This is a genomic window from Enterococcus sp. DA9, from assembly GCF_008000875.1.
GTDB lineage: Bacteria > Bacillota > Bacilli > Lactobacillales > Enterococcaceae > Enterococcus_B > Enterococcus_B lactis.
On the sequence record NZ_CP042839.1, the window covers coordinates 216,709 to 235,457 of the forward strand.

An 18,749-nucleotide genomic window follows, 5' to 3' on the forward strand; every position below is an offset into this window, starting at 1 on the left:
AACGTACAAAATTAAAAAAAAAGTGAAATAATCACTGATAATCTTCATAATCACTTTAGATATATCCATTAAAAATCAAGTATATTTACTTATGATACAAGAAAACCTTGACAAAACGCCCTATGAAATAAACAATAGAATAAACAAGGTGATAACAAGATTTAAATAACAATATATACAAACAAAAGGCGATACTCTGTAAGAATAACACACACTGAAATGACTTTCCACTCACAGTTTTTGTCTAACTATATACAAAAACAGAATAAAAGGAGGCTATTATGTTAATTGAAGCAAGAAAAAAAGAGTTGCTTGTTCTGCACAGGGTCATTCAAAAAAAAAATTGTTCTTTACAGGAATTAGCCAATGAATTGCATATTCCAAAACGAACAATCAAAGAGTTGATTCGGAAAGTAAATTTTTCGCTCAAGCAATTTTTATTGATGGAGGAATTTATTTATTCTAACCATAAAGGAGAGATCTACACCAAAGAAACCGATCAGTCTAAAAAGCTAGCTGTATTTTATAAGTTAAGATTACGCTACCTACAAGGATCCAATCGTTTTAATTATTTAATGTTGCTGATTAATTATCCACAATCTGCTGTACCAAAAAAGTATTTACTTGAACAACTTTATATATCGCCCTCCTATCTCGAAAAGCTGACAAAACAACTCAATCATTCATTAAATAAATTCCATTTAAGGATCGTATCTGTACAAAACTGCTGTGTTCTTGAAGGAAACGAATTATCTATCCGCCTTTATCTTTATTTTTTTCTTTCAGATACATTCGAAGGAGACGATTGGCCGTTTTCCTCTCTTGAATTAAATACACTAAAAAAGAAAAGTAAGGATGAGCACAGAGAAAAAAATCCAAAACAAGAAAAAAACATCTATTTATTACTTGCTTTATTCATATGTCGTAACAGACAACAGGCACGTTTTTCGAAAATTTCTCCTGAAATTACTGAATTAATGGATTTGTTGCAGCGTACACATGATTATTCAGAATGCTTTACTTCTTTTTCAGCGATTTATCCCTGTGAAGAGGTAGAAACGGAAAGAGCCTACTTCAATTATTTTTTCTATTGTTTTTTTCCAAATCAAATTTCATTCCAACAAAAACAGGTGATTGGTTTCTTATTTTCCACAAGCAAAAACCTTATTTGCCAACAAGTCGATCAATTGATGACTTACTTAACTCAACAGTTTCCTATCAATCATTTGGAAGACAAAAAACCGATCTATTTTTATTTTCTCGTACTAGCAGTTATTCTTTTGGAACTGTTAGGTGAATCTAGCAGTAGCTTTTCTACACTCTGTTTTCCAGAAACTACCTCCAATCAAACGGCTTCTTTTATACAGGAAAAAAAATTAAGAGAAAAAATCGACACAATTTTTTCAAACTCTAGAAAAAAAGTTCAATTAAGTCAATACCTTATTCAATTGATCCAACACTTATTACAAACAGAAATGAAAGAACAATTACTCATCCACTTGCAGATAACCAAACCATTCACAGGGAATTACCATCTGCAAGATCATTTACAGAAACTATTTCGCAATGAAGCAATCAAGATTATCGAATGTCCTAAACATGCTGATTTGATTATTACAGATCAACATGAGAAAATATCAGCTGAAACGGAAACTTTCTATCTAGATACAAACCACGATACAGTATTATTCGGTGAGTTGATAAAAGCGATTCAAGAACTGTATATGAAAAAAAGATATGAGAATAAAACAAAGAGCGTGGGACAAAAGTAAAGAACACTTTTGTCTCACGCTCTAAACACGTATAAACGGCGGAAGCAGAAGCAACTCCTTCGGAAATAAGCTGAAATTCACAAAAATTTGAAAAGTAATTTTCGTGAATTCCTTCTTATTTCTTGGAGTTAAACGCTTCTGTCCCAGCCTCTTTATGTTAATCTCTTCGGTTGCCGCCGAACAATAAAATCAAGCGCAACAGCTGAAGGAATGTCGAAAGCGCTGCTGCAACGTAAGTCAATGCCGCTGCAAACAATACGTGTCTTGCCATCGGTACTTCTTCTTCCGTCAGCAGTCCGCCCTCACTCAAAATTTGGATTGCTCGACGAGATGCGTTGAATTCAACTGGTAATGTCACCAATTGAAAGAGTAACGCTAAAGAAAAAGCAAAAATCCCGATATTGATCAACGTAGAGTTCCAACTAAGCAATACACCTACCATAATCAATGGGAACGAAATCATCGAACCAAAGTTAGCTGCGGGAACAAGTGCCGCACGGATCTTCAATGGGACATACCCCGAAGCATCTTGAACCGCATGTCCGCATTCATGAGCTGCTACACCTATCGCAGCAACTGAAGTAGATTGTGCAGTCGCTTGAGACAGGCTCAGCATCTTATTACCTGAATTGTAGTTATCTGTGAGATCTCCGGCAATTTGTTGAACGCCAACATCATTTATTTGTTGGCTTTGCAATATATATTGTGCTGCTTGTGTACCAGTCACGTTGTTTTTGCTTCTCACTTGATCATATTTGCGGAAAGTACTATTGACATAAGCTGACGCAATTCCGGAAATGACTAATCCAAGAATGACCAAAAGAAATGTCGGATCTAAAAAACCATACATTCCATAACCATACATTGTCGTTTCACTCCTTTTTGTTTCCTTTATTTTATCATTAGTAGCAAGAAAAGAATGTGAAAAGACCTTGAATATTCTTTAATTCTTTTTCACAAATTCCGATTTCAGTTTCATCGGTCCAAATCCTTCTACCTTGCAATCGATATTATGGTCGCCTTCTACTAAGCGGATGTTCTTGACTTTCGTTCCTTGTTTAATGGCACCTGATGCACCTTTTACTTTCAAATCTTTGATCACTGTCACGCTATCACCTTCTGACAGACGGTTTCCATTTGCATCTAATACCACTAATCCGTCTTCTATGACAGTTTTTTGCTCTTCTTTGCTCCATTCGTTCCCGCATTCTGGGCAAATCAACAAACCTCGATCTTCATATGTGTACTCTGAGCCGCATTCTGGGCAATTTGGTAATGTCATCTTCTTTCTCCTTTAAAATCTTTAGTGAGCACTATTGTAACGGAAAAAGAAGATGTTGAAAAGATACATTTGTGATTTTTACTACAAAAGGAACGTTTTCGAATGAAGTTGTTACTTCGTTTCTCTACTCTTATACGATTGGCAAATGTCTTGAATCTCTTTATAGATTTCCTCTACTTCTGCTAAATCTTTTGCATTCGCACCACTTGCTAATGGGTGGCCTCCCCCATGATGGCGTTTCGCTAACTCATTGATGACTGGTCCCTTAGAACGTAAGCGTACGCGGTAATGTCCTGAAGGTTGCTGAACAAAAATACCCCAAGCTAGTACTTCGTCGATCACTCCAGGAAGAGAAACGATTGAAGCCGTCTCTGAATCATCGATGCCATATTTATCAAGAATTTCTTGCGGAAGGATTATTCTTCCTGCACCATTTTCATCCACCTGGATATTTTGATAAAGATAACCGGAAAGTTTAGCGACTTTCATCGGCATTTGCTCAATCTCTCTATTCAAAGCACTTGCATCAAATGGATAATTTCTCAATATCGATGCAATCTCTAATGTACGGGACGTCGTGGAGGGATACAAAAAGCGCCCTGTATCTCCGACGATTCCCGCATAAAGCAACCGTGCAGCTTCCACGTTCATCTTAAATAATTCAGGAAACATCAAAGCAAATTCTGCAATCATCTCACTACAACTGCTTGCTTTTGTATTTACCCACACAAGATCTCCATAAGGGTCATCATTGGGATGATGATCAATTTTGATCAGCTTTTCTGCTAACTGATATCTTTGATCACTGATTCTAGGTGAATTAGCTGTATCGGTCACGATGACTAGCGCTCCTTGATAAAAGGCATCTTCAACTTCTTGCATTTCTGCTAAAAAGCGAAGACCTTCAATCGTTTCACCTACTTGTCGTATTTCTTTTTCTGGGAAACTTTCCCGTAATAGTTCGGCTAATCCTACTTGTGATCCTAACGCATCAGGATCAGGGCGCAAATGCCTGTGGATAATGATTTTATCGTATTTTTTTATTGTATCTACTATTTCTTGCTGTACTGTCATTTCACTCCTGCTTTCTAAGAACGTTCCATTACTTGACAAACAACGATTGCTTTGGAAACGATGGTATTTTCAATAAATACTTCGATATCCAATTTAGCGGAACGTCTGCCGATTTCCAATACACGTGGACGAATGTCCAACTCGCTTTCCAATTGGATCAGCCGCAAATAATGTAGGTTCACTTGTTCAATCAAGATGTTTCGTTTTTGGTTCATCACCATTGTTTTTTGTGCGACATCAGAAATGATTTCGCTAAGCACGCCAAAAGAAATGGTTCCAACACCATTGACCATTTGTGGTGTCACTACAAATTTGAACTTAGGATTTTCCAAACGATTCCCTTCACGATCGGTATCAATCGTATGGATATTTCCAGATATCTGATCTGAAATCGTATCTGCAATCTGCGGTTGTCGCTGGACAAGCTGCATCGCTTTCATTACATCTTGCCGGGTAATCAAGCCTTCCAATGTCAAGTCATCGGAGACGACCGGCATGACCTCCAGCCCATCCCAGATCATTTGATGACTAACAGAAGCAATACTCATTGTTTTCTTTACACTAATTGGTTCTTTCGTCATCACTCGATCAATGATCTGATTTGGTGATTTCCCTAAAACGTCTTTTGCCGTAACGATCCCCATCAAACGGTGATGGCGATTAACGACTGGAAAACGTGAATGTTGCGTTTCTTCTGACAAACGTTGATAATCAGAAATCGTATCCATCTGATGCAAATAATGTGTCTTTTCCGCCGGCATGTAGATATCGCTAACAAGCATGATATCTTTTTTGATCAATTGGTCACTTAACGCTCGGTTGATCATGGTAGCGACTGTAAATGTATCATAAGAAGTGCGCAAGATTGGCATTTCAAGTTCATCGGCTAGCTTTGCAATCTCAGTAGTCGTATTGAATCCTCCTGTGATCAATACTGCAGCGCCATCTTCCAATGCTAATTTTTGGACTTCCGCCCGATTGCCGACGATCATCAGTGATCCTGGTGTAATATAGCGTTCCATGGCATGTTTAGTCATCGCACCAATGACAAATTTATTCAAGACCTTGTCTAATCCTGCCGAGCCACCTAAAACGTCCCCCTCAATAATCCTGACGACTTCGCCAAATGTCAAACGTTCAATATGTTTTTTTAATTTACGTTCGATACGGATCGTACCTACTCGTTGAATCGTTGAAACTAGTCCGACATTTTCCGCATCTTTGATTGCACGGTACGCTGTTCCTTCACTGACATTCAATTCTTTTGCGATGCTTCTTACAGAAATTCGATTGCCCACAGGTAAACTTTCAATATATTCTAAAATTAAATCATGTTTTGTCGCCATTTTCTGCCTACACTTCCAGCGTTTCCGAGACGCTCATTATTTTTCCTTCGCTATCTTCCAGTAATGCTACAAAAGATTCAGGATCTTGTTCAATGACAGGGAACGTATTGAAATGGATTGGAACGACTTTCTTGGCACGAATTGTTTGTGCAGCCCGAGCCGCATCCTCTGGTCCCATCGTATAGTTATCACCAATCGGCAAGAAAGCAACATCAATATCGAACTCTTCTGCAAGCAATCCTAAATCACTGAAATAAGCTGTATCTCCTGCATGATAAATCGTTTTGCCTTCTGCTTGGATAATGATTCCGCTAGGCTCACCCATATACTGAACGATACCGTCTACTTCATAGCTTGAACTATGCTGTGCATGTACGAATTTTACTGTGCCGAATGGAAATGCATGTTTTCCGCCGATATTCATACCGAAAGAATCTACTCCTCTGCTATTTGCATAATCAGCAATCTCAACAATACTAATAATCGTGGCTTGATTTTCTTTTGCAATAGGAATCATATCTCCTATATGGTCACTATGTCCATGAGTAATCAGCAACCAATCTGTCTTTACTTCTTCTGCAGTTAAATCTGACAACGGGTTTCCTGTAATAAACGGGTCAATCATCACACGTTGGCCATTTTCCATTTCAATCGTTAAACAAGAATGTCCATGATACGTAATTTTCATATTCTACACCTCACGTTTTCTCTGTATCTTTTTTATTAAAACCGATTTCATTACTTGCACATCAATGAAAAAATATAGTTAATAAATATATTTTCATTGGATTGATAGTACAGTATGCACAAAGCAATTGTAACAGATAATACAGGATGCACCAAGTACCAAGCAGATATAATCTCAAGTTTGAGCTCTCTGCTTGGCTCCCCTTCTCGTCACTTAACTAATTAAATCAGCGTAAATAGGATGGACGATTTTTTCTAAATCAGTTACTTTTATTTGGAGGCTTCTCCCGATTTCACCGCTCGACACAATCACTTCTTCTTTTTCTTTTAAAGAACTGTCTGCTAAAAAACAATAATCAGGATGTGCGAGTTTTATTCCAATAGGGGTATTCGCTCCGTGAGGATATCCGGTATGTGTTAAGACAAAATCCATCCCAGGAAAACCGACTTTACGATCGTTCGTCACTTGTCTCGTTTTTTTATAATCTAAATGATCATTCAAAGGAATCAATGCGATGATCACCCCGGTTTTGTTCCCTTTTACTACGAGAGTTTTACATATCAAAGCTGGATCAATCCCTCTTTTTTGTAGTTCTTCTGTGAAAGATCCCTCTACTATATGACTAAAATCAAGTGGTTGATAGCTGATTTTTTGTTCTTCTAAATAACGTTCGACTTTTGTTTGACTCATCATTGATCCACTCCCTTTATTCTATCGTTTATTATAAAGCGAAGGATACTGTATTCAAAAATCATTTGTTTCCCTCAAAAAAAGAGCAAGACGAGCACTCTATAGGGAGAGCCATCTTACTCTTTGTTTATTTCTTATTTCGACGTTGAGTAGCTTCCATAATGACTGGCAAGATCACAGGACGTCGTTTTGTTTGTTCAAATAAGTAACGACCTAATTGATCACGAATGTCTTGCTTTAATTTGCTCCACTCAAAATCATTGCTTTCTAAGTGTTTCTCAACGATTGTTTCAATCATATTGCTACTTTCTTTCATCAGATCACGGCTAGCTTTTACGTAAACGAATCCTCGTGAAGTGATTTGAGGTTTTGAGATGATTTTCTTCTCCCTTCGGCTGATAGTGACAACCGCTACGAAAATCCCATCTTCTGATAAGATTTTCCGATCACGTAAAACAATGTTTCCGATATCGCCTATGCCTAAACCATCAATCATTACATTTTCTGCACTTGTAGTTCCTGCAACACTCATACGCTTATTCTTATATTCCAGCACATCTCCGCGTCCAGTAATATAGATATTTTTGTAAGGCATCCCTACTGCATGAGCCAAATCTGCGTGAGCAGCTAATTCCCGATATTCCCCTTGAACTGGCACAAAATATGTCGGCTTCATCAAATTGATCATCAATTGCAAATCATTAGGATTGGCATGACCAGAAACACGCATATTCTCAGAGATCAATTTCACTGTTCCACCAGCTCGATAAATGATATCTTCCGTTTTCGCCACGATTGTTTCCATCGCGATGCTTGGCGTAGTAGTGATATAAACCAAATCGCCTTCTTCGATCTTGACATTACGGTGTGTGCCGTTTGCCATTTTTTGCAGAGACTTGATGGGTTCACCCATTCGGCCAGTTTCTAAAATGATCAGTTCTTCTGGATCATAGTTTTTCATGTCTTTCAATGTAACAAGTAAATCTTCACTTGGTAATTGAAGTTTTTCTAAACGCATCGCTGTTCGAATAATTCGTTCAAAATCTTGACCAGTCAAGACAACTTTTCGTTGTGCTTTTTCTGCTGCGTCCAATACTTGTTGCACTCGTTGCAAATTACTTGCTACACAGGCGACGATGATGCGTCCTTCCCAATATTTGATTGTATCAAATACTTCATCTGCTATCTGAGCTTCAGAAGCTACTGGTTGAGGATTCTCTGCATTTGCCGATTCACTCAGTAAAGCTAAGACTCCTTCTTTGCCGATTTCTGCCAATCGTGCATAATCTGTTTGATACATCGGGATAGCCGTTTGATCAAATTTAAAATCTCCCGTATAAACGATACTACCTTCTTTTGTTTTCAGATTGATCCCCACTGAATCTGGTATCGTGTGAGTGGTACGGAAAAAGCTCACTACTGTTTCACCAAAGTCGATTTCTGTATGCTCATCTACCACATGGAAATCCTTAAATCCTTTGGCTGCTTCGTTACGACTGACATTCAATTTTGCTAACTCGATCGTCAACTCCGTTCCAAATACTGGTACAGAAATTTTCGACAACAAGTAGGGAAGCGCCCCGATCGCATCTGCGTGCCCATGTGTTAAAAAGACACCAGCTACACGATCAATGTTTTCTTCTAAATACGTAAAATCTGGGATGACGACGTCGATCCCCAACAACTCATTTTCAGGATATTTTAGCCCACAATCTAATATGAAAATATCCTCGCCCACTTCTGCGACATACATGTTTTTTCCATTTTCGCGAACGCCGCCTAATGGGATAATTTTAATGGTACTCACAAATTTCACCTCTTCTTATGACATCCAAGTTTAAAGATGTCGATTTTCTTCTTTATCTAAATTTACGAGCCATTCCAATGAAGCACATGCAAAATCACTAGTTCTCAACTTATGGAGAATCAGCAGGAAAATTACCAGCACATCCGCGTTCTGACAGTTGGTTGGGCATTTTATTTTGGATATACTTCATTAACAAAATGGATCTTTTGCGAAACGCTATAGCCAGAATACTTATATGAGTATTCGGCTGTTCCCCATTATTATACAACAAATGAACTAAATCGCTAGTATCAGCAATTGTTAGAATCACTAAACAAATGAAAATTCCTCTGTAACATCTAGGATTTCTTTTGCTGTTTCTCTTTCATCTCTTCTTCGTCGGTTTGAAACATACTTTTTTCATTTTACCACATTTTTTGCAATAACTATAGTGACTTTTTATATATGCAGAACCTCGTGTTGATGATGTGCAAACAGCATAAGATTTAAGCTAGCTTTAAGATTGGTTGTCTATTATCAAATGCATCTACTAGGAGGGATGCAAGATATGAATTTTATGAAACGTGCATGGAAAAGTACAAAAGTAAAATGGGGACGTTCATTGTTATTGTTTGCCGTGTTCACAGCCATTCTTATTTTTGTGCTAGCTGGCCTCACGATTCGAAGCGCTGCAGAAGAAGCAGCGAATCAAGCACAAAAAGAAGTTGGAGCAACAGTGACTTTAAGTGCCAATCGAGAAGCTTCATTTAAAAAACAGGAACAAACTTCTTCAAGCAATTCTACCGCTGAAGAACGTCCAGATCCGGGCAGTTTTTCTCTTACCCCAGTATCCTTAACGGACGCGGAAAAAATAGCTAAATTAGATAATGTAAAAAGCTATTCCTTTGAAAGTTCCGCCTCAGCTATGGAAAAAGATGGAATAACTGCCATCACTAGTTCTGATTCAAGTGAAGACAGTTCAGAAACTACCGATGCAGGCGGTGGTCCTGCCGGAGGAATGGGCGGAAATCCGCAAATGACTCAAGCAGATTTCCAAATCAGCGGTGTGTCAGCAACTGCACAAAATAGTACTTTTTCTGATGGAACAGCAAAAATCACGGATGGTGAAGGAATAGATGACAGCGACAAAGGCACAAACAACGTAGTCATTGATTCTACGCTAGCAGAAGCAAATGACCTGACAGTCGGAGATACTTTCACAATCACGAGTACTGAAGATGAAGATACCACTTATGAAATGACGGTCAAAGGAATTTATGAATCTAGCGAAACAAGTAGCAGTATGGGTATGAAATTCAACTTCATGAATCCGTCGAATACACTTTACACCTCTTATACTTTTGCAAATGAATTAAATGGGACATCTGACGATAACACGATAGATTCTGCTATTTACACTCTATCTGATCCAGATGAAATGGATGAGTTTCTCGAAAAAGCAGAGAAGCTGATCGACACAGATACATTTAGCTTACAATCAAATGATTCCATGTATCAGTCAATGTTGGAACCTTTAAACAATGTGGCAAGTTTTTCTAAAAATGTTGTTTTACTAGTGGCTGTAGCCGGCATTATCATACTTACTCTTATTATTATGATTACCATCCGGGAGCGTCGGCATGAGTTAGGCGTCTTGTTATCTTTAGGAGAATCCAGAAGTAAAATCATTCTCCAATTGTTTACCGAAGTTGCTATTTGTATGATTCTTGCATTAGGAGTTGCTTCGATTAGCGGGAACGTCGTCGCGAATGCCGTGGGGCAGCAGCTACTTGACCAACAGACAGAAACCACGACACAAGACCAACAAGCTCCTGGCGGTGGACAAATGCCAGGTAACGAACAAGGCGGTCAGCGTGGTGGTCAGCAAGGAAACACGAATAATCCATTTGCTGTTTCTGATCAAGTCAGCGAATTGGAAATCAATGTCAAACCTACACAATTAGGACTACTAGCCGGAGTAGCATTTGGAATCAGCCTGCTTTCTGTCTTTTTAGCTTCTATAGGGATATTAAGGTTAAACCCAAGAAAAATCCTATTAAATTAAAGGAGGAATTTGATGTTACGGACAGAACAATTGGGATTTTGGTATCAAGATCCGCAAGATGCGCTTTATAAAGATGTAGAACTGAATTTCGAAGCTGGAAAAATGTACGCTATTTTAGGAGCAAGTGGTTCTGGAAAAACGACTTTTCTTTCGCTTATTTCCGGATTAGATACACCAAAAGAAGGAAAGGTATACTATCAGGATCGTTCACTGAACAAAATCGGGTTAAGAAGTTATCGTCAAAATGATGTCTCGATTATTTTCCAAGCTTACAACTTGCTTCCTTATTTATCAGCTCTAGACAATGTCATAACAGCAATGGAGATTACTAAAACCAAACAAGAAAATTATCGTCAAGTTGCTTTAGATCGACTAGCTCGTGTAGGAATTGATGAAGTATTAGCAAAAAAACAGGTGACCAAACTTTCAGGAGGTCAGCAACAGCGAGTCGCTATCGTTCGTGCTATCTGTTGCGAACATCAACTGATTGTAGCTGATGAACCTACTGGGAATCTGGATGAGACCGCATCACAAGATATCGTTAAACTTTTCCAAGAAATCGCCCATGAACAAAATCGCTGTATTATCATCGTGACCCATGAGGTCGAAGTAGCAAAAAGCTGCGATGAAGTCTTTGAACTAAAAAATAAAGAATTTCAAAAAATAGAAGTTTAAAAAACAGGATAACGTTCAAACAAAAAATCCGAACCATATCTATATGAAGCAGATACGGTTCGGATTTCTATTTGCTTGATTCATTTAGTAATGAACGTTGTTTATTTGTTTTCATCTTTTCGAGAGAATTTGTCTTTGATTTCATCGCCCAAATCACGAGCTTTTTCTTTGATATCAGAACCTAGTGATTGTGCTTTTCCTTCTGTTTCTTTGCTCTTGTCGTCTGTTGCTTTGCCGTATGCTTCTTTTCCTTTACCGACTACTTTGTCTTTCATGTCTTTAGAACGTCCTTTTAAATCTGCCATTGTGTTTCCTCCTCTTAATTTGTTTATTGATCTACTTTCAGGGTAACATCAACAACAGATACAGACAAACAGAACGCTCGTTTTCTAAAAAAGGATGCGTCAGATAGTGAATCAAAAACTTTTTTCGAAAGTTCCCCATACTTTGACTTCTTTTTCTTGGATCATTATTTCTCCTTTAGCAATAACTGTATCGATATCAAGCGTTTCTTTGTCCAAGATACACAAGTCTGCATCTGCGCCAATTTCAATTTTTCCTTTTTTATCCAATTTCAATATACGTGCTGGGTTACTGGTTATAGCTCGCAAGGCGATTTCCAGAGGAATATTTTCCTTTTGCACAGCTTCTTTGATCCCTACTAGCAATGCCTTAGCACTTCCTACTCCTAGCCCTAGGAAATGATTGTTTTCATCAAAATAAGGCAAGCTTCCTTGTCCATCTGAGGTCATCGTGAAATTATCTAAAGAAACATCTTCCTCAATCAATCGTTTCAGTGCTTTACTGAAGCGCACTTCCCCATCTGTCTTCTCCCAAAAATCAGGATCTTCGCTAGCGGTGAAGTCAATCGTGCCGCCACGTTTAGCAAATGCCACGCAAGCTTCAAATAATTCTGGTGTACGATTCGCATGAGTAGGCAAAAACTGTGTGATCGGAATTTCTGTTTCTTCTACAATTCGTGTCAATAACTCTAGCTTTCTTTTTCCTCCGCCTAAGTGGACATTGATGATCCCAGCTTTTCCCGACAACATGCCTCCTACACGAGCGTCTGCTGCTGCACGGGCGAACTCTTCAAAACTTGGCTGAGAAGAACGGTGATCGGATACTGCGATTTCTCCGATTCCGATGATTTTATCGATTGTTAAAAAGTCTTTGATGATCGAATCTGTTACTGTTTTTACCGGCAATCGGTACGAACCCTCGTACACATAAGTAGAGATTCCTTCTGCTTCAAGTCCTTTCGCTTTGCTGATCAAAGCAGTCATATCACGACCTTCTCCGTCTGTTCCCAAGCAACCGACAACTGTCGTTACACCAGCTGTAGTCAATTGACTTAATGTAACTTCTGGTGTTCGGTTTTGATAACCGCCTTCTCCTCCTCCGCCTAAAATATGGAAATGACAGTCAATGAAACCTGGAGTCAGTACTTTCCCCTCACCTGAAAGTTCTTCTACTTCTACTCCTTCGTAGCCGCCTTCTAGCTGTTCTTCTACAGCCAAAATCTTCCCACCGGCAATCAATACGTCCATTTTTCCTAAGTAATCTGGTGCAAACACTTCAATTTGTCGGATGATCTTCATACATTTTTCCTCTTTCTTTAAGTATAGCTGATGATAGGATCTTAAAAAATAATCCAAACGATAGAATCTTTACTCCTTTGATTTTACCGTAAAATAACGGTTCTTGGAGTCATTTGTCTACTGTTTGGATTACTTTTTTATTTACTTATGTCTCCAGTACTACTGCAGACCGATCGCAATAGCAATCATGATGAAAATAGTTCCCAAAACAAACAGGAATCCTTGCATCTTGATTTGGAACCTTGCCCATTTTGCCCATTCGATTCGTGCAACACCTAACACACCAATCAAGCTAGCTGATACGGGCGTAAAAGCATCCATGAAACCAGAACCAAGCTGATAAGCAAGAACTGCTACTTGTCTAGATACACCGACTAAATCTGCCAATGGAGCCATAATCGGCATGGTCAAAGCTGCTTGTCCTGAATTTGATGTAACAACTAAGTTGAACAAACTTTGGAAGATGTACATCGCCCAAGCGCCAATGACAGCTGGCACACCGGTCAATGCCGTCCCGATTCCATGCAAAATCGTATTCAAAGCTGAAGGAACAGACGCATCGGATCCACCTAAGACGAGAAGGATTCCTTTGGCCATCCCTACTACGATTGCTGTACCAGCTAAATCAGCTGCACCAGATTGGAAAGAAGAAGCGATGTCATTGACTTTCATTCCATCTAGTTTGAAAAGAACAGCAATGATTCCGGCAACTAATCCCATCACAAAGAATTGAGAAGCGATTTCGGGGATGTAATAGCCTTTTTGAGTCACGCCCCAAACGATCCAAACAAGAACAGCTAACATCTCTACTAAAATCAGTTTATGGCCAAGCATGAATTTTTTATTTTCATCAGATGTCTTTTTGATATGAGAACGAAAATAATCATCTGATTTGTAAGTCAACGAACTTTCCGGTTTTTTACGGATTTTTTCTGCATATATCATCATATATCCAGCTGCTAAGGCAGTAACAACTACCCACATAATCAATCGGAATGTCGCACCAGACAACACTGGGATTCCAGCAATCCCTTGAGCCACAGCTACGCTAAACGGACTCATCCAAGAGGTCGCATTTCCGACTTGAGATGCGACATAAGTCACGGTTACTGCTACGATCGAGTCATATCCTAAGGCAATGACGAATGGAACCATCACCATTGAGAATGGAATTACCTCTTCTGCCATCCCAAATGTAGCGCCCCCGAATGAAAAAGCAAAGAATAATAGCGGTAAAGCTAAACGCTCCAGTCCCTTCGTTTTACTGATAAACGCATAGATTCCTGCATCAATCGCTCCGGTACGCATAATAATACCAAAAGCACCTCCGACAACAAGGATCAATGCAGCAATTCCTACAGCAGATCCATATTTATCTCCAGATACTAGACCTTCAAAAACAAAATTTAAGAAGCCAAAGCCACCAAAATCGTCTGTTCCCCATATTTTGGCTGTTTTATGCAATTTTTTAGAAGTATCATAGATATTTTCGCCATACTCATCATAAAGAACATCATCTGTTAAGGAAATTTCATCTAGTTTTTCTTGCGTAAGATTTTTTTCTCCGTCAGCAATGACTTTTTCCAATCCTTTTTCAGGAACATCCAATTTTTCACGTTCTGCTGGATGGTCTTGCAGTTCTTCTAATTGATCAAATACATACGATTTATCCAGCTCGTAAGCATAACGGAAGGAATCTTGGCGTAAAACAGTACGAGTACTTGTTTCGCCATTCGCATCTTTATATTCAATGTCTTGCGTGCTGAACTTTCCTGCTGGTACGACAAAAGTCAGTATCCATGCAAAGATGACTACACCAAAAATAATGACATACGTATGCGGTGTCGATAATTTAGTGAAGTCACGTTTCGGTTTTCCTGAAGAATTTGTTTTCTTCAAATTTATTTCTTCCTTTCTTTTCTCAGTAATTTTGATGAATAAAAAATGGATAATCAAATGAATTATACAGTAAAAATGTCAATTCCACATGAATAATTTATTAGAAAATCACTTTTTTCTATTTTGCTTTTTTTCTCATATGTATGACTGGGAGCGTCAATAATTTTGTGTAAATAAATCGTCCTTCTGCAAAATAATTAGTTACTCAGTAAACATTGAAACTAATGTATCGGTTACTTGTTGGAAACCTTTATGGCTTCTGTTTAGAAATTTTTGATTGTATGTATCAAAAATGCTGACTAGAAAGCGTTCTAGTGATTCTTCATTTTGAAACTGCTCTTTTCTGCGGCTGTACTTTTTAATTTGCTTATTGAAAGACTCGATTAGATTGGTTGAGTAAATGGTTCTACGAATATTGGGTGGAAACTCATAAAAAGTCAATAAATCTTGGTTTTCTATGAGTGACTGCGTCACTTTAGGATAGTTTTTCTTCCATTTCTCAATCATACAGGATAAGAATGTATTCGCTTCTTCCTTTGAGTTAGCTTGATAAACAGCCTTAAAGTCATCACAGATTTCTTTTCGGTCTTTGACACGTACTTTATGAGCAATATTACGAGATACATGGATACAACAATGCTGATATTTTGCTTTAGGATAAATTTGTTGGATGGTATCTTTCATGCCTTTTAAGCCATCCGTAATAAAAAGCAAGACTTCTTGAACTCCTCTGGAGTTAATATCCTGTAGCAGCTCATTCCAAACGTATGTTGATTCAGTCGGAGCAATCGCATAACTCAGTACTTCTTTAGTGCCGTCTTCTCGTATACCAATGGCAATATAAATCGCTTCTTTGGATACGGTTTGGCGTTTTAATGGAATATAAGTAGCGTCCATAAAAATAGCGACATACTTATCATTTAAGGCTCTGGATTTAAAGGCGTTTACTTCTTCAGTCAGAACTTTAGTCATGTTGGACATGGTTTGTGGAGTATAGTGATGCCCATACATTTTTTCGATTAAATCAGCAATTTCAGACATCGTAACACCTTTTTCGAATAAATGGATAATAGTGGTTTCCAATGTATCGTTTGTTCTTTTGTAGGCTGGTAAAGTTTGTTGTTTAAACTCACCATTACGATCTCTAGGTATTTCCAATGTTAATTCACCATATTCGGTTTTGATTGATCGAAAGTAAGAACCGTTTCTCGAATTACCTGAATTAAAACCAGTGCGATCATATTTTTCGTAATCTAAAAAAGCCGTTAATTCAGTCCGTAGGAGTGTGTTTATCGCTTTTTCTAAGTGCGAACGGAATAATTCATTTAAATCGCCTTTAGTGACTAGAGTTTGCACAATTTCTGTAGTAAAATCATTCATAGGGAAGTCCTCTTTTCTGTGAATTGGTTGTCGTTAACTTTATTCTACAGAAGGGACTTCCTTTTTTGTATGGATTTTTTCATTTACACAAAATATTTTACACTCTCGTATGACTATTTTTTTCTTTTTCCATTTATATTAAGTATTTTATTTCTCTTTTTTTCCTTAAAATTCTTTTTTTATTTTTAGATTAGCGGAAATCCCGTCCTGATTTTTTCATTTTATAATCGTGAATAAATTGTATTTCATTGCAAAAAAACAAAAAATAATAATAAATATCCATCTCATATCTTTCATTTTTTGTATATTTTCTTTCTATTAGAAAAAGGAATATTCTTCGACAATTTTGTTATATCAGGTAAACTTCATTGCAATAATGATAACAAATGTACTATAATTACGTTGTAAAGAGTTTTGGGGAAGACTCTTTCATCAACGTGTATTAAGAGACAAGAAAGAATCCATTCGGATTCTTTCTTGTCTCTTTTTCCGCTATTTTTTTATCTATCTAGTATTACATATTTTTGTAGCTCTTTTTTTCTCATTGTGAAACAACTTATAAAAATAACGCACTTTCGAAAAAAAAGGCTGACCTCTGGAGCTAAACAAACTTAAAATAACAAAAAAATAAAAAATGATCATTACTGCTCTTCTTTAAAAATCGTTTTCTTCGTTTCAAACACTCCATATTTACGTGGAACACCATTTTTTTAAAGAAAATTTGGTCATTATGTGGAAAACTATTTTCCTCTTGTTTCCTGAACTAGCTGTTTTGCTGTAAAATACAAAACTTGTTGAAGCAAAAAGATCGTTGCAAGAGAGGCTGTTCCACAGATTGCTGGATCTAAATTCGGCAAAGTCAAGACTGCATCATGCAGATTGGCATGGTTATCCAAAACTAAATCAGCAAATTCAAATAATCTCAAACCACTGCTATGCTGGGACTTGATGCTTCGTGACAAATCAAACCCAGTAACAATGATCAAAGGATGTCCATTTTCTTTGATCCATTGAGCCAACTCAATGATTGCTGGATTTCTTCCTTCATTCGAAAGAAGAAGAAAAATGTCTTCTGGTTTGACAGAAAGCTCATCAATAATCGCTTGTCCTGCCCCTTCTAGCGTTTCATAGACACCTCCGGCTGGGTTCTCAATCAATATACTTGGCACAAGGTCCGGTGTTTGATCCCAAAATTCAAATGCTACACCACTTAGTGTGCGGCTAGCATATATCTGCAATCTGCCGCCTTGATTGATTTGTTTCGCAATCCAAGTTCCTGCTTGAACCATCAACGGCTCTTCTATCCTTAATTTCTCTTCCAATTGGTAATAATAGTCAAAATAACATAAACTCATTTTTCTCTCCCGCCTAGCTATACTTGACATGAATAGAAACAGCTGCCTAATCTAAGGAACTACATAAAAAACAGAAGATAAACAGTAACACATGCGGTCTTTGCTGTTTCAAACGCAAAAAAGGTATTGAACGAATACGCCCAATACCTTGACATAGCAAATAAAACAACGTGCAGACCATAGAAAATCTCTACATAGGGGTAGAATTTTCCCCTTAGATTAGGTACAATAAATAAGGTCGATGCACTGCATTGACTATGGCAAAATGATCGGTCAGGGGTGTATGAGTGTGACTGGTCATTCCCTGATTCTTAGCGCCAACTAAGGGTCAGGGAGCCTTTTTTTATTCAGCTGTTTCTATCTGAACTCATTGTAAGTAATCTCTTATTCAAGTGCAAGTACGAAAATACAAAAAAACATTGGTATGATTTTTTTACAAATAAATAACATAAAAAAAAGGAATGACTTGTCCCTATGTAGCAAGCATTCCTTTTTGAAAAGATTCTTTTAAATAAGTAAAAAAGTTTTTTTTCACCAATTAAATAAATCTCTCAACTCAATAATTTATCCATTCTTTTATCTTTTTTTGCGTATACATACTAAATATTACCGTCTTCTTCTCGCTCTTCTGCTTTGTTCTGGAGAATCTGTACTAGAAAAAGTAGCGGCATGTCTACCCTTTTTTCCGATCCGAGACTTTCTTTTCCTATAAGGAATATAAATGATCAGATACAATACAGCAAAAAATAAGGCAAATATGCAAGCTTCCCAACTACCTAACGCCAGTTCAATCATCAAGCTAGCAACTGCAACAGACGCTGCATACCAGATAAAAATCAGGAATCTTTCTTTTTTTCTGACCATTTTGAACATGATAAATAGACTAATGAGCAATAGCGGTAACACAAATACCCAGTTACTTCCTTCCATCAGCCACTTGAGTATATCAAGTAGCGACTGCGCAACAGCGACTAATTTTCCCATAGTGGACACACACCTTTTTTATAATTAAAAAAATTCGCCTTTTTATTCTACTATGAATCTTCTGGATTGGCTTTCATTTCTCTTATGTAATCATTTTCTTTTATGTAACTTAAAAAAAAATTAAACCGTTAGCAGAAAATTTCCTAAATATA

16 protein-coding genes are annotated in these 18,749 nt (G+C 37.6%); 3 read left to right on the plus strand and 13 right to left on the minus strand.

The window, feature by feature from the left end:
* Nucleotides 1-281 precede the first annotated feature (281 nt).
* Nucleotides 282-1,772 (plus strand): helix-turn-helix domain-containing protein, encoded by a 1,491-nt coding sequence (locus FTX43_RS01895; protein ID WP_147606692.1) that lies wholly within the window; start codon nucleotides 282-284, stop codon nucleotides 1,770-1,772.
* Nucleotides 1,773-1,929: 157 nt separating this feature from the next.
* Here FTX43_RS01895 and FTX43_RS01900 read toward each other — a convergent pair whose 3' ends face one another.
* From FTX43_RS01900 to FTX43_RS01930, 7 genes are all read right to left on the minus strand, one after another.
* Nucleotides 1,930-2,637 (minus strand): zinc metallopeptidase, encoded by a 708-nt coding sequence (locus FTX43_RS01900; RefSeq protein ID WP_002310178.1) that lies wholly within the window; start codon nucleotides 2,635-2,637, stop codon nucleotides 1,930-1,932.
* Between the two features lie 78 nt (nucleotides 2,638-2,715).
* A complete protein-coding gene (locus tag FTX43_RS01905) occupies nucleotides 2,716-3,054 on the minus strand; it encodes a zinc ribbon domain-containing protein YjdM (RefSeq protein WP_002291014.1) in 339 nt (112 codons plus the stop codon).
* 111 nt (nucleotides 3,055-3,165) lie between these two features.
* Nucleotides 3,166-4,128, minus strand: a complete 963-nt coding sequence (locus tag FTX43_RS01910) for a bifunctional oligoribonuclease/PAP phosphatase NrnA (RefSeq protein WP_002291016.1) — start codon at nucleotides 4,126-4,128, stop codon at nucleotides 3,166-3,168.
* A 14-nt stretch (nucleotides 4,129-4,142) separates the two neighbouring features.
* Nucleotides 4,143-5,474 (minus strand): DRTGG domain-containing protein, encoded by a 1,332-nt coding sequence (locus FTX43_RS01915; RefSeq protein WP_002310176.1) that lies wholly within the window; start codon nucleotides 5,472-5,474, stop codon nucleotides 4,143-4,145.
* Between the two features lie 7 nt (nucleotides 5,475-5,481).
* Entirely contained in the window at nucleotides 5,482-6,162 is a 681-nt protein-coding gene (locus FTX43_RS01920; protein ID WP_002310175.1) for a metal-dependent hydrolase, read from the minus strand.
* A 213-nt stretch (nucleotides 6,163-6,375) separates the two neighbouring features.
* Nucleotides 6,376-6,855 carry a YbaK/EbsC family protein gene (locus FTX43_RS01925; protein WP_073490485.1) on the minus strand — a complete coding sequence of 160 codons (480 nt, stop codon included), beginning with the start codon at nucleotides 6,853-6,855 and terminating at the stop codon, nucleotides 6,376-6,378.
* Between the two features lie 124 nt (nucleotides 6,856-6,979).
* On the minus strand, nucleotides 6,980-8,659 hold the full coding sequence (locus tag FTX43_RS01930; protein ID WP_002287130.1) for a ribonuclease J: 1,680 nt from the start codon (nucleotides 8,657-8,659) through the stop codon (nucleotides 6,980-6,982).
* Between the two features lie 547 nt (nucleotides 8,660-9,206).
* On the opposite strand from FTX43_RS01930, the gene FTX43_RS01935 reads away from it, so the two are divergent.
* Together FTX43_RS01935 and FTX43_RS01940 are read left to right on the plus strand one after the other, a co-directional pair.
* Entirely contained in the window at nucleotides 9,207-10,703 is a 1,497-nt protein-coding gene (locus FTX43_RS01935; protein WP_047929560.1) for an ABC transporter permease, read from the plus strand.
* A 12-nt stretch (nucleotides 10,704-10,715) separates the two neighbouring features.
* Entirely contained in the window at nucleotides 10,716-11,378 is a 663-nt protein-coding gene (locus FTX43_RS01940) for an ABC transporter ATP-binding protein (RefSeq protein ID WP_047928053.1), read from the plus strand.
* A 101-nt stretch (nucleotides 11,379-11,479) separates the two neighbouring features.
* Here the strand turns inward: FTX43_RS01940 and FTX43_RS01945 are convergent, their stop codons facing one another.
* The 6 genes from FTX43_RS01945 to FTX43_RS01975 all read right to left on the minus strand — a co-directional run bounded on the left by FTX43_RS01945 (nucleotide 11,480) and on the right by FTX43_RS01975 (nucleotide 18,597).
* Nucleotides 11,480-11,683, minus strand: a complete 204-nt coding sequence (locus FTX43_RS01945) for a CsbD family protein (RefSeq protein WP_002291027.1) — start codon at nucleotides 11,681-11,683, stop codon at nucleotides 11,480-11,482.
* Between the two features lie 111 nt (nucleotides 11,684-11,794).
* Nucleotides 11,795-12,979, minus strand: coding sequence for a beta-aspartyl-peptidase (gene iadA, locus FTX43_RS01950; RefSeq protein WP_002310168.1), 1,185 nt, complete (start codon nucleotides 12,977-12,979; stop codon nucleotides 11,795-11,797).
* 159 nt (nucleotides 12,980-13,138) lie between these two features.
* The gene (yfcC, locus tag FTX43_RS01955; protein WP_002291032.1) at nucleotides 13,139-14,878 is read right to left on the minus strand and encodes a putative basic amino acid antiporter YfcC; all 1,740 of its coding nucleotides are present in this window, start codon (nucleotides 14,876-14,878) and stop codon (nucleotides 13,139-13,141) included.
* A gap of 201 nt (nucleotides 14,879-15,079) precedes the next feature.
* Entirely contained in the window at nucleotides 15,080-16,258 is a 1,179-nt protein-coding gene (locus tag FTX43_RS01960) for an IS256-like element ISEf1 family transposase (RefSeq protein ID WP_086315130.1), read from the minus strand.
* 740 nt (nucleotides 16,259-16,998) lie between these two features.
* Nucleotides 16,999-17,613: an SIS domain-containing protein gene (locus FTX43_RS01970; RefSeq protein WP_002291034.1), complete on the minus strand. Its 615-nt coding sequence runs from the start codon at nucleotides 17,611-17,613 to the stop codon at nucleotides 16,999-17,001.
* 606 nt (nucleotides 17,614-18,219) lie between these two features.
* Nucleotides 18,220-18,597: a hypothetical protein gene (locus FTX43_RS01975; protein WP_002291036.1), complete on the minus strand. Its 378-nt coding sequence runs from the start codon at nucleotides 18,595-18,597 to the stop codon at nucleotides 18,220-18,222.
* Between the last annotated feature and the right edge of the window lie 152 nt (nucleotides 18,598-18,749).